The sequence below is a fragment of the Streptomyces prunicolor NBRC 13075 genome, assembly GCF_000367365.1.
GTDB classification, from domain to species: Bacteria; Actinomycetota; Actinomycetes; order Streptomycetales; family Streptomycetaceae; genus Streptomyces; species Streptomyces prunicolor.
The window spans coordinates 12,353-31,573 of record NZ_BARF01000031.1; the positions used below are offsets into that span (position 1 = coordinate 12,353).

Sequence of the window (19,221 nt, forward strand, 5' to 3'; positions counted from 1 at the left end):
CGGTCCCTTCCGGTCTCCCCCCGACCCGCGAAGGACTCACCGCCATGAACACCGACGACATCGTCCGTACGTTCCTCGACTTCTACCGCGAACGCGGGCACGAGCTGATCACCGGCAGCTCGCTGCTGCCGCCGCCCTCGGACCCGGTCCTCTTCACGACGTCCGGCATGCACCCACTCACGCCGTATCTCCAGGGCCGCCCGCATCCACAGGGGCGGCGGCTGGTCAACGTCCAACGCTGTCTGCGCACTACGGATCTCGACGAGATCGGCGACCTCACCCACCTGACCGTGTTCGAGATGCTCGGCTCATGGTCGTTGGGCGACTACAGCCATCCGCAGAGCCTGCGTTGGGGGTACGAGCTGCTGCGGGACGGCTTCGGCATCCCGCGCGAGAAGTTGTACGTCACTGTCTTCGGCGGTGATGAGCAGGTTGGGCCCGATCTTGAATCGCTGGACACCTGGCGGGAGTTGGGTGTGCCGGTTGAGTCGACACAGGACGAGAACTGGTGGTCCAACGGGCCCGTGGGTCCCTGTGGTCCTGACTCGGAGATCTTCTTCTGGACCGGGGACGGGCCGCCGGAGGGCACCCCGACCAGTGATTCGCGCTGGGTGGAGATCTGGAATCACGTGCACATGCGGCTGGAGCGCGGCGAGGACGGTGGGCTGGTTCCGCTGCGGCAGGTCAACGTCGACACGGGGATGGGGCTGGAGCGGCTGGTGTCTGTCCTTCAGGGGCGGCGGTCGGTCTATGAGACGGATCTGTTCGAGCCGTGGATGAGGACGGTTCCGCTGTTGTGGGATCTGGACGAGCGCTCGGTGCGGGTGGTCTGTGATCATCTTCGGTCGAGTGTCGTCGTCCTGGAGGAGGGGGTACGGCCTTCCAACACCGGGCGTGGATATGTGGTGCGGCGGTTGATTCGGCGGCTGCTCATGGTTCTGTGGCGGGGTGATGACTCGCGTACGTTGTCCGACTTGCCGGGGGAGTTTGTTGGTACCGGCACTGTGCGGGGGGTGTTGCTGGATGAGGAGCGGCGGTTCTCTCAACTGCTTGTGCGGGGGCGGCGGGTGTTGTCTCGGCCGGAGTTTCGGGGGCCGTTGAGTGAGGAGGACTATCGCTACCTTCACGACACTCATGGGTTGCCCCGGGAATGGGTTGGGAGTGTTCTGAGGTAGTCGGTCGGCTGCGGGTGCGTGGGGGCTGGTCGCGCAGTTCCCCGCGCCCCTAAAAGCAAGGGGTTTACGTCAGCGCGTTTGCCAGGTAAAGGGCCGTGGTGCTCCCGCTGGCCCTCGCCACATCCGCAGGCGGGCCCGCTGCCACGATCCTCCCGCCCTTCTCTCCTCCACCCGGGCCCAAGTCGATCACCCAGTCCGCGCCCGCCACCACCGCCATGTCGTGTTCGACCACCACCACGGTGTGGCCCGCGTCGACCAGGCCGTGGAGTTGGCGGAGGAGGACCTCGACGTCGGCCGGGTGGAGGCCGGTTGTTGGTTCGTCGAGGAGGTAGAGGGTGTGACCGCGGCGGGCGCGTTGCAACTCGGTGGCCAGTTTGATGCGTTGGGCCTCGCCGCCTGACAACTCGGTGGCGGGTTGGCCCAGGTGCAGGTAGCCCAGGCCCACGTCCAGCAGTGTGGTCAGGCTGCGGGTCACGGCCGGGGTGTCCGTGTCCGCGAAGAACTCCGCCGCGCTCTCCACCGTCAGGTCGAGGAGCTGCGCGATGTTCCGTCCCCGGTACGTCACTTGGAGCGTCTCGGGGTTGTAGCGCGCCCCGCCGCAGTCCGGGCACGGTGCGTAGGTGCTCGGCAGGAAGAGCAGCTCCACGCTGACGAAGCCTTCGCCCTGGCAGGTCTCGCAGCGGCCGCCCGCCACGTTGAAGGAGAACCGGCCTGCGCCGTAACCCCGTTGGCGTGCCTCGTCCGTGGCCGCGAACACCTTGCGGACTACGTCGAAGAGGCCGGTGTAGGTGGCCAGGTTCGAGCGTGGGGTGCGGCCGATCGGCTTCTGGTCCACCGACACCAGGCGTCCCACGCCCGGGAGTTCCTCGGTGATCTCGCCGATGAGTGTGGACTTGCCCGAGCCCGAGACGCCGGTGACCGCTGTGAACACGCCCAGGGGGAACTCCGCCGTCACGTCCCGCAGGTTGTGCCGCGTCACCGGGCCCACCTTCAACTCGCCTCGCGGTGAACGGACTTCGCGGGCCGGTGCGGGGGAGTCGTCGAAGAGGAAGCGCGCCGTCGCCGATTCCGTCACCGCCGCCAGGTCGGCCACCGGTCCGCTGTGCAGTACCCGTCCGCCGTGCTCGCCTGCCAGTGGGCCCACGTCCACCAGCCAGTCGGCGGCGCGCATGACGTCGAGGTGGTGCTCCACCACGAACACCGAGTTGCCCGCCGCCTTGAGTCGCTCCAGGACCGTGAGCAGGGCCTTGGTGTCCGCCGGGTGCAGGCCGGCGGACGGTTCGTCGAGGACGTAGACGACGCCGAAGAGGCCGGACCTCAACTGGGTTGCCAGGCGCAGGCGTTGGAGTTCGCCTGCCGAGAGGGTGGGGGTCGCGCGGTCCAGGCTGAGGTAGCCGAGGCCCAGTTCGAGGATCGGGGCGATGCGGGAGGTGAGGTCCTCGGTGAGGACGCGTGCGGCCTCCGACGTGCCGTTGAGGGTGCCTGCCAACTCCGAGAGTGGTAGCGCGGCCAGGTCTGCGATTGTGCGGCCTGCGATGGTCACGGCGAGGGACTCGGCGCGCAACTTGCTTCCTCCGCAGACCGGGCAGGGGGTGCTGGTCAGGAAGCGTTCCGCCTTGGTGCGGAGGGTGGGGCTCTTCGTGTCCGAGAACGTCTTCATGACGTAGCGGTGGGCGCTCATGTACGTGCCCTGGTACGGGCGTTGGATGCGGTCCGCGTCCCGGATCGGGTGGACCGTCACCACCGGTTGCTCGTCCGTGAACAGGATCCACTCCCGCTGTTCGGCGGGGAGTTCGCGCCACGGTACGTCCACGTCGTAGCCGAGGGTGTCGAGGATGTCGCGCAGGTTCTTGCCCTGCCAGGCGCCCGGCCACGCGGCGATCGCGCCCTCGCGGATCGACAGGGAGGGGTCGGGGACGAGGGACGCCTCGGTTGTGCGGTGGACCCGGCCGAGGCCGTGGCACTCCGGGCATGCGCCCGCCGCCGTGTTGGGGGAGAAGGCGTCGGAGTCGAGGTGTTCCGCGCCGGGCGGGTAGTCGCCGGCGCGGGAGAACAGCATTCGGAGGGAGTTCGAGAGGTTGGTGACCGTGCCCACCGAGGAGCGGGAGGTCGGGGTCGAGCGGCGTTGCTGGAGGGAGACCGCGGGCGGGAGGCCGGTGATTTCGCCGACCTTCGGAGCTCCCACCTGGTGGATCAGTCTGCGGGCGTACGGCGCCACCGACTCGAAGTAGCGGCGCTGGGCCTCCGCGTAGATCGTGCCGAAGGCGAGGGACGACTTTCCGGAGCCGGAGACGCCTGTGAACACGGTCAACACGTCCCGCGGGATGTCGACGTCGACGCCCTGGAGATTGTGCTCGCGGGCGTCGCGGACACGGACGTAGGAGTCGGGGACGTGGGGGGTGCGGGGGGTGCGGGGGGTGCCGGGGCTGTGCATGACCCGGCGAGTCTATGCGAGCACGCCGTGTGGTGCCCGGTGACCTGCGGGGGTGCGGGGGCGTCCGCGCTGTGCCAGGTTGGAAGACACGGATACCAGTCGCCGCCCAGTTGCCGCATGGAAGGTCCGTGGTCATGACTACTCCCGGATTCGGTTTCGGACGCAGCCCCTTCGAGGAATTCGACGAGCTGATGTCCCGGTATTTCGGCGGTTCGGGTCCGGCGTCGCCATCACGTCGGGCCCAGCGCGTCGACATCGGCAGCCTGCTCTCCGAACGGGCCCGTGAGCTGGTCGCCCAGGCGCGGGACATCGCCGCCGTCGAGGGCAGCGAGGAACTCGACGCCCGGCATCTGCTGGCCGCCGCCACCGAGCAGGAGTCGACCCGGCGGCTGCTCGCCGAGGCGGGCGCGGACCCCGACCGGATCCGGGAACGGCTGACCGCTGGAGCTGAGAGCGGCCCGAAGACCGAACCCACCACCCTCACTCCGGCCGCCAAGCGCGCCCTCCTTGACGCGTACCAGATCTCCCGCGCCGAGGACTCCTCCTACATCGGCCCCGAACACCTGCTGCGGGCCCTGGCCGCCAACCCCGAGTCGGCCGCCGGACAGGCCCTCACCGGCAGCGGCTGGGAGAGCGACCGGGTGCCGAGTGGCTCCGAGCCCGAGCGGAAGCGGCCCAGCAGCACGCCCACCGTCGACGAGTACGGGCGCGACCTCACCGAGGACGCCCGCGCCGGGCGGCTCGACCCGGTGATCGGGCGGGACGAGGAGGTCGAGCAGACCATCGAGGTGCTGTCCCGTCGCAGCAAGAACAACCCCGTCCTCATCGGCGACCCCGGCGTCGGCAAGACCGCCGTCGTCGAGGGCATCGCCCAGCGCATCGTCGCCGGTGACGTGCCGAAGACCCTGGCGGGCAAACGGCTCGTCTCGCTGGACCTGGCCGGGATGGTCGCCGGCACCAAGTACCGGGGCGAGTTCGAGGAGCGGCTGAAGAAACTCCTCGACGAGGTCAGCGAGCACAGCGACGAACTGGTGCTGTTCCTCGACGAGTTGCACACCGTCGTCGGCGCGGGCGGAGGTGGCGACGGCGCTCTCGACGCGGGGAACATGCTCAAACCCGCCCTGGCCCGCGGGCAGTTGCACCTCATCGGCGCCACCACCGTCGACGAGTACCGCAAGTACATCGAGAAGGACTCCGCGCTGGAGCGCCGCTTCGCGCCCATCCTGGTCGGCGAACCGACCGTCGACGACACCATCGAGATCCTGCGCGGCCTGCGCGACCGTTACGAGGCCCACCACCAGGTCCGTATCACCGACGAGGCCGTCGTCGCGGCGGCCGAACTATCCGACCGGTACATCACCGCCCGCTTCCTGCCCGACAAGGCCATCGACCTGATGGACCAGGCGGCGGCACGGGTACGGCTGCGCGCCAAGACCCCGCTCTCCGACACCCGTGAGGTCGAGGACCGGCTCGCCGCCCTCAACCGGGAGAAGGACCAGGCCGTCGCCGACGAGGAGTACGAGCGGGCCAAGGAACTCCGCGACCGGATCAAGGACACCGAGGCCGAGTTGAAGGCGGGCGGCTCCGCCGAGGAGCAGGTGCCCAAGGTCACCGCCGAGGACATCGCCGAGGTCGTCTCCCGCACCACCGGCATCCCCGTCGCCCAGCTCACCGAGGAGGAACGGGCCCGGCTGATGAAGCTGGAGGAGCACCTCCACGAGCGGGTCGTCGGCCAGGACGAGGCCATCACCGCCGTCGCCCGCGCGGTACGTCGCGCCCGGGCCGGCATGAGCGACCCGAACCGGCCCATCGGCAGCTTCCTCTTCCTCGGCCCCACCGGCGTCGGCAAGACGGAACTCGCCCGCGCCCTCGCCGCCGCCCTCTTCGGCGACGAGAGCCGCATGATCCGCCTCGACATGAGCGAGTTCCAGGAACGGCACACCGTCTCCCGCCTGGTCGGTGCCCCTCCCGGATACGTCGGCCACGACGAGGCCGGTCAGCTCACCGAGGCCGTCCGCAGGCAGCCGTACGCCGTGCTGTTGCTCGACGAGGTCGAGAAGGCGCACCCCGACGTCTTCAACACGCTGCTGCAACTCCTCGACGACGGACGGCTCACCGACTCGCAGGGGCGCACGGTCGACTTCAAGAACACCGTGGTCATCATGACGTCGAACATCGGCGCCGACCGCATCCTCGCGGCCGGGGTCGACGACTACGCCAAGGTCCGTGAGTCGGTCATGCCGGTCCTGAACCAGCACTTCCGGCCCGAGTTCCTCAACCGCATCGACGAGATCATCGTCTTCCGCGGCCTGGAACGCGCCCAACTGCGCGACATCGTCGACCTGTTGCTGGAACACACCCGGCGCAGGCTGCACGCCCAGGACGTCACCCTGGAGGTCAGCGACGCGGCGGCGGACCTGCTGGCCAACCTCGGTTACCAACCCGACTTCGGCGCCCGCCCGTTGCGCCGCACCATCCAGCGCGAGGTCGACGACCGGCTCGCCGACATGCTCCTCGCCGGCGAACTGAACGCGGGCGAGCAGGCCAGGGTCGACGCGAGGGACGGAACGATCGAGATCAGCGCACGCCAGGCGGCCGCGCACTAGCCGAGCCGCATTCGCATCCCTCTGGGAGACAGGCATGAGCAGTTATCGAGTCGCGCAAGTGGGCGCGGCCGGCGGCGAGTTCACGATCGCCGAGCGGGACGTACCGGAGCCGGGACCGGGCCATGTGCGGATCGCCGTGGAAGCCTGCGGGATCTGCCACAGCGACACGTTCTTCGTGAACGCCGGAGTGCCGGGTGTGCGCTTCCCGCTCGTCACCGGGCACGAGATCGCCGGACACATCGACGCGCTCGGCGAGGGCGTCTCCGACAGCGGCTGGCGGGTCGGCGACCGGGTGTCCGTCGGCTGGTTCGGCGGCAGCTGCGGCCACTGCACCCCGTGCAGGCAGGGCGACTTCATCGTCTGCGAGAACATGAAGGTGCCCGGCTGGGCGTACGACGGAGGCTTCGCGGAGATGACCGTGGCGCCGGTCGACGCACTCGCCCGGATCCCCGACAGCCTCTCGGCGAGCGCCGCCGCGCCCATGGGATGTGCGGGGGTGACCACGTTCAACGGGCTGCGGCGCAGTTCCGCGGGGCCGGGCGACCTGGTCGCCGTGCTCGGACTGGGCGGCCTCGGTCACCTGGGCGTGCAGTACGCGGCCGCCATGGGATTCGAGACCGTGGCGATCGCGCGAGGCCCCGAAAAGGCCGACTTGGCCAAGCAGTTGGGCGCCCACCACTACGTCGACAGCACGGCGGACACCGATGTCGCGGACGCGCTGAAGGCTCTCGGCGGCGCCAAGGTCGTGCTGGCCACGGCGGGCAACGCCGACGCCGCCACCGCGACGGTGGAGGGGCTGCGACCCCGCGGCGAACTGGTCGTCATCGGGGCGGACACCGCGCCGTTGGGGATCAGCCCGCTCCAACTTCTCATGAGCGCCAAGGTCGTTCGGGGCCACCCGTCCGGCACCGCGCAGGACGTGCAGGACACCCTGGCCTTCAGCGCGCTGCACAACATCCGCCCGATGGTCGAGACCGTACCCCTGGACCAGGCGGGCGAGGCCTACGAGCGGATGCTGTCCGGGGCGGCACGCTTCCGGATGGTGCTCACGCCATGAGGGAGGCGAGCCGCCGGTAGGAGTCCAGCAGGGCCTCGCGGTCGTAGGTGCTGGTGGTGACGAGAACCTCGTCGGCCGCCGTCTCCTTCAGCACCGTCTCCAGCTCGTGGGCCACCTGTTCCTCGGTGCCCGCGAGCTGTCCGCTGAGCCCGGCCTCGTAGAAGCCGAACTCCTTGTCGGTCATGGGCAGTTGCTCCACGCGCTCGGCGGGCGGGAGGGGCGGGAAGGTGCCATGGGTGCGCGAGTACGCCATCGACCAGGCCTCCGGGACGAGCAGGCGTCGGGCCGCCTCGGGGGTGGCGGCCACGGCGATGGTGCCCGAGATGACGACGTACGGTTCCGGGGCCCAGGGGGAGGGCCGGAAGCCGTCGCGGTAGTGGTCGATTCCGCGCCGCATCTTGTCGCGGTTGCGGAGGTCTCCGATCACCATCGGCAGACCGGCCCGGGCCGCGATGTCGGCGCCCTCGCCCATCGCGAGCACGAACGGCGGGACGCTCAGGCCCTCGGACGGTCGCGCGTGCGCGCCGGTGGGTGACGTACCGCGGAACCAGTCGAGGAGTTCGTCGAGTTGTCCGGCGAAGTCGTCGGCGTCGTCCTTGCCACGGCCCAGCGCCTTGCGCACGCCGTCGGTGAAGCCCACCGAGCGGCCGAGTCCCATGTCGATCCGGCCCGGGAACAGCGACTCCAGCACCCCGAACTGCTCGGCCACGACCAGGGGTTGGTGATTCGGCAGCATCACCCCGCCCGTCCCGACCCGGATGCTCCGGGTGGCCGAGGCGACGGCGGCGGCCAGCACGGTCGGCGCGGAACCGGCCACCCCGGGCAGGCCGTGGTGCTCCGACACCCAGAACCGGTGATAGCCCAGCCCCTCGACCTCCCGCGCCAGCCGCACGGTGTCGCGCAGCGCCTCGGCGGGCGGGTGCCCCTCGCGGGTGCGGGACCGGTCGAGGACGGAGAAGGGGGTCGAGGCGATCACGGAGCTCACGTTCAGTTCAACGCCCGGGAGGCCCCGGCATTCCCGTGCCGGTCAGTCCTCGGGGCGCAGCAGCCCGCGCTCGTACGCCTTCGCCAGCCGTTGCGGGACGAGGTGGCGTACGCCGTCGACGGTGACCGGCACCAGCGTGGGCGTCGTCGCCTTCCACTGGGCGCGGCGGTGGCGGGTGTTGCTGCGGGACATCTTCCGCTTGGGGACGGCCATGGGGATTCCTCCTCGGTGGGCTGGCAGGCACCGAGGACGCTATATGAAAATGGATCCCATTAGCAATCGAGGGTCGCGAGCACCGTTCTCACCGCCGGGACCGGACGCGGGCGTCCCGGGGCGGGTCGATGAACTGAAGCTCCAGCGTGACGGGCGGCGCGGCGATTCCCGGCCCGCCCGCGGCCGCCCACTCCAGCACTTCCTCCGTGCAGTCGTCGTCCATCGCGAACCCGACCCAGGTCGGCCGCCCACCGGCCCGGCGCCCTGCGGCCGACGGCTGGACGACGATCACGTTGGCCTGGTCGCAGGGGCCTAGACAGTCCGTCGTACGGACGGCGAAACCGTGCTCGACGGCACCCGCGCGCAGCCGTTCCAACTGCCAGGCGTGATCCGTGCCGGGGTGTTTGCGCGGGTCGCCGCAGCAGCAGCCCCGGCAGACGACCAGGGTGCAGGGCCGCTCGCGGGCGGCGCCTATCAGGAACGCACGAGGGGCGGGGGAAGCGGCAGACATACGAGAAGCATGAGGCCAGGGCTCCGGGCGGTCGTTGCCGGGGTGTGGGCTCTGTCTAGGGTGGACCTGTGACCGCCGACAACAAGCGCCCGCCGCTCGCCGTGTTCGACCTCGACAACACCCTCGCCGACACGGCGCACCGGCAGCGGTTCCTGGAGAACAAGCCCCGCGACTGGGACGGCTTCTTCGGTGCCGCCGCGCAGGACCCGCCGCTCGCGGAGGGCGTCGCGCTCGCGCTGGAGAGCGCCGAGGAGTGCGAGGTCGTCTATCTGACCGGGCGGCCCGAGCGCTGCCGGCGCGACACGCTCGCCTGGCTCGCCGCGCAGGGGCTGCCCGAGGGGCGCGTCTTCATGCGGCGCAACGACGACCGCAGGCCCGCCCGGCGCACCAAGCTGGAGATCCTCAAGCGGCTTGCCCGCGACCACGACATCCGGGTTCTTGTGGATGACGACGAGCTCGTGTGCGACGACGCCGAACGGGCCGGGTTCAGAGTCGTCCGGGCCCGCTGGACCGCCCCCTCCGCCGCGCTGGAGGCGGCACAGGAGGGGGAGGGCCGGACCTGAGGGCTGTAGCCGCTACGGCGGTCAGTCCTCGTCCTCGATGCGGAAGCCGACCTTCAGGCCGACCTGGAAGTGCTCGATCTGCCCGTTCTCGATCTGGCCCCTGACCTGCGTCACCTCGAACCAGTCGAGGCTGCGCAGGGTCTGCGCGGCGCGGGCGACGCCGTTGCGGATGGCCTGGTCGATGCCCTCGTGAGAGGTGCCGACGATCTCGGTGACCCGGTACGTGTGCTCGGACATGCGGGTACTCCTCTCGGCCGTGACGGGCGCGTCACGCGTCACTCCACACACCACCGTGCACCAAGGTGCGGCAGTGCGCGAGACGGCCCGTCACCCGACGTCAGCGCACCACGCTCAGTGACAGCGCGAAGCGTCCCTCCCGGTCGGTCCACCAGTGGGCCAACTCCAGCCCGGTGGCGGCAAGTTCGGACCGCACGCCCTCCTTGCGGAACTTCGCGGAGATCTCGGTGCGGAGTTCCTCGCCGGCCGTGAAGTCGACGGCGAGATCGAGCGCCGGGATCTTCACGGTCTGGTCCGTGCGGGAGCGCAGCCGCATCTCGATCCACTCGTTGGCGCTGTCCCAGAGGGCTACGTGGTCGAAGGCGTCGGCGTCGAAATCGGCGCCGAGTTCGCGGTCGACGACGGTCAGGACGTTCTTGTTGAACGCGGCCGTCACTCCGGCCGCGTCGTCGTACGCCCTGACCAGGACCTGCTCGTCCTTCACCAGGTCCGTGCCGAGCAGCAGCGCGTCGCCGGGGGAGAGGAGTGCGCGGATACGCGCGAAGAATGTCGCGCGTTCCGCCGGGAGCAGGTTGCCGATCGTGCCGCCGAGGAACGCCAGGAGGCGCGGGCCCGGGGTCTCCGGCAGGGTGAGGTCGCCGGTGAAGTCGGCGATCAGGGCGTGCACGTCGAGACCCGGGCGCTCCTCGATGAGGGCGTGCCCGGCCTGCGTGAGCGCGCTCTCGCTGACGTCGACGGGGACGTACACGGCCAGGCCGGTGAGCGCGTCCAGCAGGTGGCGTGTCTTGTCCGAGGACCCGGAGCCCAGCTCGACGAGGGTGCGGGCGCCGGTCGCGGCGGCGATCTCGCCGGCCCGGTCGACGAGGATCTCCCGCTCGGCGCGCGTGGGATAGTACTCGGGCAACTCGGTGATCTGCTCGAAGAGTTCGCTGCCGTGGGCGTCGTAGAACCACTTCGGCGGGAGGGTCTTCGGGGTGCTGGTGAGGCCCTCCAGGACGTCGGCGCGCAGGGCCGCGTCGGTGGCGTCCTCGGGGAGGGTGCGGGTGAGAAGGAACGGGCTCACGTGCGGGGCTCCTTCGACGGTGCGGGTGCGAGGTCTTTCAGGGGGGTGAGGAGGACCTCGGTGCGGGTCGCGGTGAGAAGAGTGCGGTCGGGGGCCTCCTGCCAGTGCGGGTCGTCGTCGTAGGGCTCGGAGGCCACGACCGTGCGGCGGCCGGGGTCCGAGAGGTACCAGAGGGTGTCGCCCCAGGCCGTCGCGGCGATCGTCTCGCCGTCGGTGAGAAGGAGGTTGAGGCGGGAACCGGGGGCCGCGTGAGCGACCTCCGTCACCGTGTCGGCCAGCGCCTGGCCCTCCTCGTCGCCCGCCCGGAGCCGGTTCAGGACCAGCGCCCACACGAACGCCGAGTCGCAGCGGGCATCGAGCGACAACAGGTCCACCGGCGGCAGGCGTTGGGCCAGGGCCGCCAGGGTCTGCGGCCAGCCGGTGACGGCGCCGTTGTGGCTGAACAGCCAGGGGCCCGCGGCGAACGGGGCCGCCGCGGCCTCCCCGTCCGCACCTGCGAACGTCGCGTCCCGTACGGCGGCCAGCAGCGCGCCCGAGCGGACCACGCGGGCCAGGTCGGCGAATGACTGGTCGCCCCAGATGGGTACGGCCCGCCGGTAGCGGCCCGGCACCGGGTCGCCCTCGGCGTACCAACCCACCCCGAAACCATCGGCGTTGACCGTCCCGTGCTGCTGCCGACGCGGTTCCCAGGACTGGCGGTACAGGCTGTGCTCCGGGTCCACGAGGAGTCGGCCGAGCGGCTCCTCGGGTCCCAGGTACGCCAGGTGACGGCACATCAGACGGCCCCCGAGCGGGCGGTACGGAAGCCGGAGAAGATCTGCCGCCGGATCGGATAGTCCCAGTTGCGGAACGTGCCCCGGCAGGCCACCTCGTCCACGGCGAACGAACCGCCCCGCAGCACCTTGTACTCCGGGCCGAAGAACACCTCCGAGTACTCCTTGTACGGGAACGCCTTGAACCCCGGGTAGGGAAGGAAGTCGCTCGACGTCCACTCCCACACGTCACCTATCAACTGGCGTACGCCCAGCGGTGACTCGCCTGTCGGATAGCTGCCGGCCGGGGCCGGGCGCAGGTGGCGTTGGCCGAGGTTGGCGTGCCCGGGGGCCGGGTCCGCGTCGCCCCACGGGTAGCGCATCGAGCGGTCGGCCGTCGGGTCGTGGCGGGCCGCCTTCTCCCACTCGGCCTCGGTGGGCAGCCGGCGTCCGGCCCAGCGGGCGTAGGCGTCTGCCTCGTACCAACAGACGTGCACCACCGGCTCGTTCAGCGGTACGGTCTCCGTGACGCCGAACCGGCGCCGCAGCCACTGGCCCGCCTCCCGACGCCAGAACTCCGGCGCGGTAAGGGAGTTGCGGCGGACGTGCGCCCAGCCCTCCTTCGTCCACCAGCGCGGGTCGTCGTAGCCGCCGTCCTCGATGAACGCCAGATACGCGCCGTTCGTCACCGGTGTCGTGTCGATGTGGAACGGGGCCACCTCCCGCCGGTGCGCGGGCCGTTCGTTGTCCAGCGCCCATGGCTCGGTCGAGGTGCCCATCGTGAACGGGCCGCCGGGGACGAGGACTTCGGACGGACCCGTGAACAGCGGGATCGGGTCCGGGTCCGGCGCCGTCAACGCCTGCGGGCCCGTGCGGAGTTGATGGGTGATCAACATCGTTTCGTCGTGCTGCTGTTCGTGCTGGGCGACCATCCCGAAGGCGAAGCCCATGTCGGTGAGCCGTGTGCCGCGGAAGGCGTGGCTCTCCAGTATGTCCGTCACCCGGCCGCGCACCTCGGCCGCGTACTGCCGGGCCTCGGCGGGCGGCAGCAGCGGCAGCGAGGGGCGTTCGGAGCGCGGGTGCTCGAACGCGTCGTAGAGGCCGTCGATGTCGGGCCGCATCGCGTCCCGGCCGCCGACGGCGCGCAGCAGCCACAGTTCTTCCTGGTTGCCGATGTGTGCGAGGTCCCAGACCAGCGGGGACATCAACGGCGATACCTGGGCGGTGAGTTCGGGCTCGTCCACACAGCTCGTGAGGAGCGTGGTGCGGTCCCGGGCCGTGGTGAGGGTGGTCAACGCCCGTTGCCTGAGCGCCTCGATATCGATGTCAGCGGAGGTGTCGGCGTCGGTGTTGGCGGCGATGGAGGCGTCGGTCATGTGCGGATTTCCTTCCCGTGCGGGCGGCTGTCCGTGCCGCGCACGCGGTCGAGCAGATCGTCGGCGGGGCAGCGGCCCCGGACTACATAGCGGTCGAAGTACGCGCGGACGGCGTCCGTGACCTCGGTGGTCGCGCCCAGGCGGGGCAGGGCCTCCAGGGCCGCCGCGAAGCAGACGAGGGCGACCTCGTGCAGCTCCGGGTCGGACAGCCCGTAGCGGGCCGCGTCGATCCACAGCGGGTTGTGCGGCGCGGGCAGCCCCTGGGTCCGTTCGGCCAGCGGCTTCACGGCCCGGTAGGCGGTCTCGGCGGCCTCGGGGTCGTCGAACAGCGCCGTCGTCACGGCCAGCGGCACGATCCAGCCGTCGTCGCCGGGCTGCGCGTCGATCATGCGCAGTTCCAGGTGGCCACGCGGTCTGACCGGTGGGAAGAGCGTCGAGACGTGGTAGTCGAGGTCCTCACGGGTCGGCGGCCTGGGCGCCCCCGACCTGATCCACTCCCGGAACGTCAGCTCCTCCGGGACCTCCCACGGGCCGCTGTCCTGCCGTATGCACATCACCGGTGAGTCCAGGACGTGGTCCGTCCAGGCGTCGCGCGGCTGCGCGTCCAGGGTCGGGCCGCCCGCGCGGCCGGGGCCGATCTCCATCCAGATCAGCTGCCGGGTGGAGCGCCAGCCGGTGGGGCTGCGGCCGACCAGCGGGGAGTTGGCGAACGCGGCCACCAGGACCGCGCCCAGCTGGTGCGCGAGCCACCAGCGTCGGCCGAGGCCGAGCGGACCCGGCTCCTCGTAACCGGCGTCCAGACACACCTGCACGGACGCCGAGGTGCACATCATGCGGCGGCCGGCGGGGCCGGTGCGGTCGAGGCAGCGCTCCATCGCGTCGTAGCGCGGCTCTTGCAGGAACCGGCGCGGCGGGTGCCAGGGATCATGGCCGACGCCGACCAGTCCCAGGCCGTCCCGGCGCAGCACCGCGCGGACGGTGTCGAGATCTTCGGAGACGGAACCGATGCACTCCATCAGGGAGGCGGCGGGCGACGAGCTGAGTTCCAGCTGGCCGCCGGGCTCGACGGTGAGCGCCGATCTCAGAGGCACGGTCTTCAAGGCGGCGTAGGCCGCTTCGAGTCGTTCGGGTGTCACGGGGAGCTGCGGCAGGCGCAGCTCGTGGACGAGCCATTCCACTTCGACCCCGAGCGTTCGGGGCGGGCCGGTCTTGAAGCAGATGCCCCTGACCAGGGCCTCCACCTCGGGTTCGGTGACCGCGGTACGGGGCTCCGTACAGTCGCTACAGTCACTTGCCGTATCGGACATGTCGGGATCCTCCTGAGATTCCACCATGCCACCGGCCCGGTTTCGGTTGGGCCCGGGTCGGCACACTCGTACCACCCAAGACCCTCGTGCCGCGTCGCACAAGGGTGCGTATCGCCACGTTCGGGATCGGTAATCTCCGGTTCTCCGGCCGTTCGCCGGACCCGGAAACTCTGTTGCATCGCACGACCAGCATCGCTCACGATGCCTGTATGAGCACGACGGGGGAGATCACGGGGGAGCTCGCGGGGCGCGCGCTCATGGCGTACACGGGGGTTATGCCATGAGCGCGCGCCTGCGCGGCATCGCGCAGCAGACCGAGCAGATCGTCGCGGCCGGGAGCTACCGCGCGGCGGCGGACGGGCGCGAGGTGTCGATCGCCGCGGAGGTCGAGGCGGCCCGCGCGGGCACGCGCCTGTACGGACCGGAACCAGTGCGGATATCACCGTTCTCGCCCGTGGAGACGGTCTTCGAGGTCACCGGCGAGAGCAGCCTGGAGGCCGCCCGCCGACTGACCGGCCCGGTCGCCGTCCTGAACTTCGCCTCCGCCCGCAACCCCGGCGGCGGCTACCTCAACGGCGCACAGGCCCAGGAAGAGGCCCTGTGCCGCGCCTCCGCGCTGTACACGTGCCTGCTTCAGGCCCGCGGTTTCTACGACCATCACCGCGCCCACCGCGACCCGTTCTACACGGACCGCGTCATCCACTCACCGGCCGTCCCCGTCTTCCGCGACGACAAGGGCCGGCTCCTGGACGAACCGTTCACCGCCGGGTTCCTGACCGCCGCAGCCCCGAATGCCGGGGTCGTCCTGCGCACGGCACCGGAGCGCGCGGCCGAGCTGCCGCACGCCGTCGCCGTACGGGCGGAGCGGGTGCTGGAGACGGCCGTCGCGCACGGCTACCGGCGGCTGGTCCTGGGGGCGTGGGGCTGCGGGGTGTTCCAGAACGACCCGGCGCAGGTCGCGGGCGCGTTCCACACGTTGCTCGGGCCGGGCGGACGGTTCGCCGCGGCCTTCGAGCACGTGGTGTTCGGCGTCCTGGACCGCACACCGGGTGCGACGGTCCGGGACGCGTTCGTACGGGCCTTTCCGGAGCGTCAGCTCCAGAGCTAGCCCCTCAGGTCGAGCAGTGCCGGCCGCTCAGGTCCAGCCGTAGCGCTCGTGCAGCCGGTGCCGGACGAGGTTGAAGCGCATCTGGTCGATCGCGCACGCCTCGCGGCGCATGCCGTCCTCGTGCAGACGCAGGACGCGGTCCACGTCGACCCACGAGTCGCGCCCGGACTTGTCCCACGGGCCGCTGCCGATCGCCACCCACTCGCGGTCGCCGTCGTGGCGCTTGCTGGACAGCTGGACGGCGAGCAGGGTCCCACCGGGCTCACGGGCCACGACGAGCACCGGGCGGTCCTTGCCCCGGCCGTCGTTCTCCTCGAACGGCACCCAGGTCCAGACGATCTCACCGGGGTCGGGGTCGCCGTCGTGCGCGGGGGAGTACTCGGTACGGACCTTGCCGACCTCACGGGGGTCGGCCTCGGTGGTGGCGGAGGGGCCGAAGCGGCCCGGAACGTTCTCATCGGTAAAGGCGGTCACGGAGGCACCTTAGAACGTGCCTCCGTGACCGCGGACGCCGGGCGCCCGTCAGACGATCACTTCTCGTCCTTCTCCACCGGCACCTTCTGCGACGGTGGTGCCGTGCTCCCGTTCAGGGCCGAAGTCCCGTTCGGGGTCTGCCCGTTCTGGTTCATCGAGGAGAGCAGCTGGCGGGCCAGGCCGAGGCCCGTGCCGCCCATGGTGAGCGCCTTGGCGAGCATCTCCGCCATGCCGTCGGCCCCGTTGAGGACCACCATGTTGTCGATGCTGCCGAACGCGGACGCGCCGGCCTTCACGATCTCAGGCCAGTTCTCGGCGAGTTGCTGCGCGACCACGGCCTCCTGGTTCTCGGCGAGGGCCGCGGCCCGCGCCTTGATGGCCTCCGCCTCGGCGAGACCCTGGGCCCGGGTCGCCTCGGCGGCGGCGAGACCCTTCGCCTGGGCGGCGGCGGCCTCGGCCTCACCGGTCGCCCTGGTCGCCGTCGCTGCGGCGGCACCGCGTGCCTGGGTCGCCTCGGCCTCGGCGATCGCGGCCGTCTTGATCCGGCTCGCCTCGGCCGTGGCCGCCAACTCGGTCTCCTTGGCCTTGGCTTGGGCCGCGGAGATCCGCGCGTCGCGTTCGGCCTCGGCGCGGGCCCGGGTCTCGTACGCCTGGGCGTCCGCGGGCTTGCGGACGTCCGCCTGGAGCTGCTGTTCCCGGCGCAGGGCGTCGAGTTCGGCGATCCGGGTCTCCTGGACGACGACGTCCTGCCGGGCCGCGGCGTCCGCGAGGGGTCCGGCCTGTCGGGCCTTCGCCGCCGCCTTGTCGCGCTCGGCCTGGTAGCCGGCCTGGAGGATCTCGCTGTCCCGGGTGGCCTCCGACATCCGTGCCGCGGCCTTCTGTTCGGCCTCGGTGGCCAGCCGGTTGGCCTCGGCCTGCGCGATGCGCGCGTCCCGCTGTACGGCGGCGGCGTGCGGCATCGCGAGGTTCTTGATGTACCCGGTCGGGTCCTCGATCTCGTGGATCTGCAGCGAGTCCACGATCAGACCCAGTTTCTCCATCTCCGTACCGCACGCGGCACGGGTCTGGCCGGTCAGCTTCTCCCGGTCGCGGATCATGTCCTCGACCGTCAACCCGCCCACGATGGACCGGAGATGACCGGCGAACACGTTGTGCACCCGCTCCGACATCATCTTCTGCTGGTCGAGGAAACGCCGTCCCGCGTTGGCGATCGACACGAAGTCGTCGCCGACCTTGAAGATGACCACGCCCCGCACCTTGAGCGGAATGCCCTGGGTGGTCACACAATCCACGTGCAGCTCGGTCTCGTTGAGATCGAGCGAGATCTTGCGCACCGCCTGCACACCCGGCAGCACCAGCGTGCCGCGCCCCGTGACGATGCGGAACCCCATGCCTTCCTCAAGGCCTTCGGTACGGTGCTTGGAGCCCGAGATGATGAGTGCCTCGTTGGGCTCCGCGACCCGCCACATCGACTTGAACAGGCCTATCAGTACGAGAACGGCGAGAACCGCCACCCCCGCTACGACGCCGATGACCATCGGCATACGCCCCCTTTTGATGGTGCCCTTTCGGCACCGAACGAAGGGAGTGTGCGCCTGTGCGACACCGGGGTACAGACGCTGACGGATCCTTGTTGCAATCTTGACGCATACGGCCCCGAAACGCTCTCACCTGCGAAGGAGGGGGCTCAACTGTCGTATGCCTGCGTGACGTAGACCGTCCTCGGCGGCAGGTGCTCCACCACCATCACCACGGTCCCCGTCTCGATCCGGTCCGTGCCCGTGGCGGCGTACGCGAGGAAGTGCTCGGCGCCGCCGCGCACCCGGACGATCACCTCGCCGACGAGCCCGGGCCCGATCGTCCCGGTGACCCGCCCCATCAGCCCGACCATCGACGCATCCTGCATGGTCACAGGGTACGGGCCCAACCCGCTTATGCCGCCGGGGTTTCGGCGGCGATCGGCTCCGGCCACCTCTCGTGCCAGCGCAGGTCCGCCTCCAACTGCGCGGCGAGGGACAGCAGAAGAGGCTCGCTGTTCGAGGGGCCCAACAGCTGGGCGCCGACCGGGAGTCCGCCCGCCACGAAGCCCGCGGGGACGTTGACGCCGGGCCAGCCGAGGATGTTCCACGGCCAGGCGTAGGGACAGGCGGCGACCATCGCGCGGTCGGTGGCCAGCCCGCCCAGGTCGAGCATCGCGCCAACCAGGGGCGGGGGAGCGGCAGTTGTCGGCGCGAGGACCAGGTCGTACCTCCCGAAGAACGCCCCGAACCGGTCGTGCAGGGTCGCCTCCGCGCGCCGCGCCGCCCGCAGCGCGGCTCCGCCGAGGCGGCGGCCGAGGCGGGCGGCCTCCAGGGTGCGGGGGTCGAGGAGTTCGGGGTGCGGTGCCTCGCGGACCCGCTCGGCGAGGCCGACGGTGGCGCGGGGGAGGAAGGTCAACCCGATCTGCCCGTACGGCGGATCGTCCTCCACGACCGTGTGGCCCAACTGCGCCAGTTTCTCGGCGAGTTCGAGGATCCGAGCCCGTACGTCCGGTCGCAGTCGGGCGGGCAGCGCGGTGAACGGCGGCTTCAGGGAGAGGGCGATGCGCAGCCGGCCGGGGTCGCGGCCCACCGCCTCCGACAGGGTGAGCGGGGGTGGCTGGTGCGGGTCCCGCGCGTGGTTGCCGCTGGCCGCGTCCAGGAGCAGGGCGGCGTCGGCGACCGTACGGGCGAGGGTGCCGTTGACCGTGATGCCCTGGAAGGACTCGCCGCGCGGCCAGGTCGAGATGCGGCCGCGCTGCGGCTTGACGCCGATGAGGTGGGTCCAGGCGGCGGGGATGCGTACCGAGCCCGCGCCGTCCGAGCCGAGCGCGGCCGGGACCAGCCCCGCGGCGACCGCCGCCGCCGATCCACCGGACGAACCCCCGGGCGTATGGCGGGAGTTCCACGGATTGCGGGTCGCGCCGAACGCGGGCCCCTCGGTGAACGGCCACTGCCCGAGCTCGCAGGTGTTGGTCTTCCCGACGATCACGGCACCGGCCGCGCGCAGCCGTCGTACCGCCTCGCCGTCCTCCGCCACCGGCGGGAACTCGCCCCGGCAGCCGAACGCGGTCGGTTCGCCCGCCATGTCCATGTCGTCCTTGACGGCGACCGGCACGCCGAGCAGCGGTTTGCGGACTCCGGCGGCCAGTTCCTTGTCCGCGGCTTCGGCCTCGGCGAGCGCCGCCTCCCGCCGTACGATCCGAAAGGCGTTCAGGGAGGCCTGAGTCGAGTCGATCCGGGTCAGGGCCTCCTCGGTCAGTGCACGCGCGGTCACCTCCCCGGCGGCCAGCGCACGGGCGGACTCGGCCAGGCCTGCGGAACGGTCGGGCGTCATGCGGCA

18 protein-coding genes are annotated in these 19,221 nt (G+C 71.0%); 5 read left to right on the top strand and 13 right to left on the bottom strand.

Annotation, left to right across the window (positions count from 1 at the left end):
- Nucleotides 1-44: 44 nt before the first annotated feature.
- Nucleotides 45-1,175 (top strand): alanine--tRNA ligase-related protein, encoded by a 1,131-nt coding sequence (locus SPR02S_RS14050; protein WP_019057606.1) that lies wholly within the window; start codon nt 45-47, stop codon nt 1,173-1,175.
- 64 nt (nt 1,176-1,239) lie between these two features.
- Here the strand turns inward: SPR02S_RS14050 and SPR02S_RS14055 are convergent, their stop codons facing one another.
- Nucleotides 1,240-3,609 carry an ATP-binding cassette domain-containing protein gene (locus SPR02S_RS14055; RefSeq protein ID WP_019057607.1) on the bottom strand — a complete coding sequence of 790 codons (2,370 nt, stop codon included), beginning with the start codon at nt 3,607-3,609 and terminating at the stop codon, nt 1,240-1,242.
- Between the two features lie 134 nt (nt 3,610-3,743).
- Between SPR02S_RS14055 and SPR02S_RS14060 the strand changes: the two genes are divergently transcribed.
- Together SPR02S_RS14060 and SPR02S_RS14065 are read left to right on the top strand one after the other, a co-directional pair.
- Entirely contained in the window at nt 3,744-6,215 is a 2,472-nt protein-coding gene (locus SPR02S_RS14060) for an ATP-dependent Clp protease ATP-binding subunit (RefSeq protein ID WP_019057608.1), read from the top strand.
- A gap of 34 nt (nt 6,216-6,249) precedes the next feature.
- On the top strand, nt 6,250-7,272 hold the full coding sequence (locus SPR02S_RS14065) for an alcohol dehydrogenase (protein WP_026150519.1): 1,023 nt from the start codon (nt 6,250-6,252) through the stop codon (nt 7,270-7,272).
- On the opposite strand, the gene SPR02S_RS14070 is transcribed toward SPR02S_RS14065, so the two are convergent.
- The 3 genes from SPR02S_RS14070 to SPR02S_RS14080 all read right to left on the bottom strand — a co-directional run bounded on the left by SPR02S_RS14070 (nt 7,262) and on the right by SPR02S_RS14080 (nt 8,981).
- Nucleotides 7,262-8,257, bottom strand: coding sequence for an LLM class flavin-dependent oxidoreductase (locus SPR02S_RS14070; RefSeq protein WP_019057610.1), 996 nt, complete (start codon nt 8,255-8,257; stop codon nt 7,262-7,264). The two genes, SPR02S_RS14065 and SPR02S_RS14070, sit on opposite strands and share 11 nt — an antisense overlap.
- A 42-nt stretch (nt 8,258-8,299) precedes the next feature.
- A complete protein-coding gene (gene rpmF, locus SPR02S_RS14075) occupies nt 8,300-8,470 on the bottom strand; it encodes a 50S ribosomal protein L32 (RefSeq protein ID WP_019057611.1) in 171 nt (56 codons plus the stop codon).
- An 88-nt stretch (nt 8,471-8,558) separates the two neighbouring features.
- Nucleotides 8,559-8,981: a hypothetical protein gene (locus SPR02S_RS14080; protein ID WP_026150520.1), complete on the bottom strand. Its 423-nt coding sequence runs from the start codon at nt 8,979-8,981 to the stop codon at nt 8,559-8,561.
- A gap of 68 nt (nt 8,982-9,049) precedes the next feature.
- Here SPR02S_RS14080 and SPR02S_RS14085 point away from each other — a divergent pair, with 68 nt between their 5' ends.
- On the top strand, nt 9,050-9,544 hold the full coding sequence (locus tag SPR02S_RS14085) for a phosphatase domain-containing protein (RefSeq protein WP_019057613.1): 495 nt from the start codon (nt 9,050-9,052) through the stop codon (nt 9,542-9,544).
- A 21-nt stretch (nt 9,545-9,565) separates the two neighbouring features.
- On the opposite strand, the gene SPR02S_RS14090 is transcribed toward SPR02S_RS14085, so the two are convergent.
- From SPR02S_RS14090 to egtA, 5 genes are all read right to left on the bottom strand, one after another.
- Nucleotides 9,566-9,781, bottom strand: a complete 216-nt coding sequence (locus SPR02S_RS14090) for a dodecin (RefSeq protein WP_019057614.1) — start codon at nt 9,779-9,781, stop codon at nt 9,566-9,568.
- Between the two features lie 100 nt (nt 9,782-9,881).
- Nucleotides 9,882-10,844 carry an L-histidine N(alpha)-methyltransferase gene (egtD, locus tag SPR02S_RS14095; protein WP_019057615.1) on the bottom strand — a complete coding sequence of 321 codons (963 nt, stop codon included), beginning with the start codon at nt 10,842-10,844 and terminating at the stop codon, nt 9,882-9,884.
- Entirely contained in the window at nt 10,841-11,620 is a 780-nt protein-coding gene (gene egtC, locus SPR02S_RS14100) for an ergothioneine biosynthesis protein EgtC (protein WP_019057616.1), read from the bottom strand. The genes egtD and egtC overlap by 4 nt, the downstream gene beginning before the upstream one ends.
- Nucleotides 11,620-12,972, bottom strand: coding sequence for an ergothioneine biosynthesis protein EgtB (gene egtB / locus SPR02S_RS14105; protein WP_019057617.1), 1,353 nt, complete (start codon nt 12,970-12,972; stop codon nt 11,620-11,622). The genes egtC and egtB overlap by 1 nt, the downstream gene beginning before the upstream one ends.
- On the bottom strand, nt 12,969-14,279 hold the full coding sequence (egtA, locus tag SPR02S_RS14110; protein ID WP_019057618.1) for an ergothioneine biosynthesis glutamate--cysteine ligase EgtA: 1,311 nt from the start codon (nt 14,277-14,279) through the stop codon (nt 12,969-12,971). Before egtA ends, egtB begins: the two co-directional genes overlap by 4 nt.
- A gap of 280 nt (nt 14,280-14,559) precedes the next feature.
- Here egtA and SPR02S_RS14120 point away from each other — a divergent pair, with 280 nt between their 5' ends.
- Nucleotides 14,560-15,387: a TIGR02452 family protein gene (locus SPR02S_RS14120; RefSeq protein WP_019057620.1), complete on the top strand. Its 828-nt coding sequence runs from the start codon at nt 14,560-14,562 to the stop codon at nt 15,385-15,387.
- 27 nt (nt 15,388-15,414) lie between these two features.
- On the opposite strand, the gene SPR02S_RS14125 is transcribed toward SPR02S_RS14120, so the two are convergent.
- The 4 genes from SPR02S_RS14125 to SPR02S_RS14140 all read right to left on the bottom strand — a co-directional run bounded on the left by SPR02S_RS14125 (nt 15,415) and on the right by SPR02S_RS14140 (nt 19,215).
- Nucleotides 15,415-15,861: a type II toxin-antitoxin system PemK/MazF family toxin gene (locus SPR02S_RS14125; protein WP_019057621.1), complete on the bottom strand. Its 447-nt coding sequence runs from the start codon at nt 15,859-15,861 to the stop codon at nt 15,415-15,417.
- 56 nt (nt 15,862-15,917) lie between these two features.
- On the bottom strand, nt 15,918-17,405 hold the full coding sequence (locus SPR02S_RS14130) for a flotillin family protein (protein WP_019057622.1): 1,488 nt from the start codon (nt 17,403-17,405) through the stop codon (nt 15,918-15,920).
- Between the two features lie 143 nt (nt 17,406-17,548).
- The gene (locus tag SPR02S_RS14135; RefSeq protein ID WP_026150521.1) at nt 17,549-17,767 is read right to left on the bottom strand and encodes an NfeD C-terminal domain-containing protein; all 219 of its coding nucleotides are present in this window, start codon (nt 17,765-17,767) and stop codon (nt 17,549-17,551) included.
- Nucleotides 17,768-17,793: 26 nt separating this feature from the next.
- Nucleotides 17,794-19,215: an amidase gene (locus SPR02S_RS14140; RefSeq protein WP_019057624.1), complete on the bottom strand. Its 1,422-nt coding sequence runs from the start codon at nt 19,213-19,215 to the stop codon at nt 17,794-17,796.
- Nucleotides 19,216-19,221 lie beyond the last annotated feature (6 nt).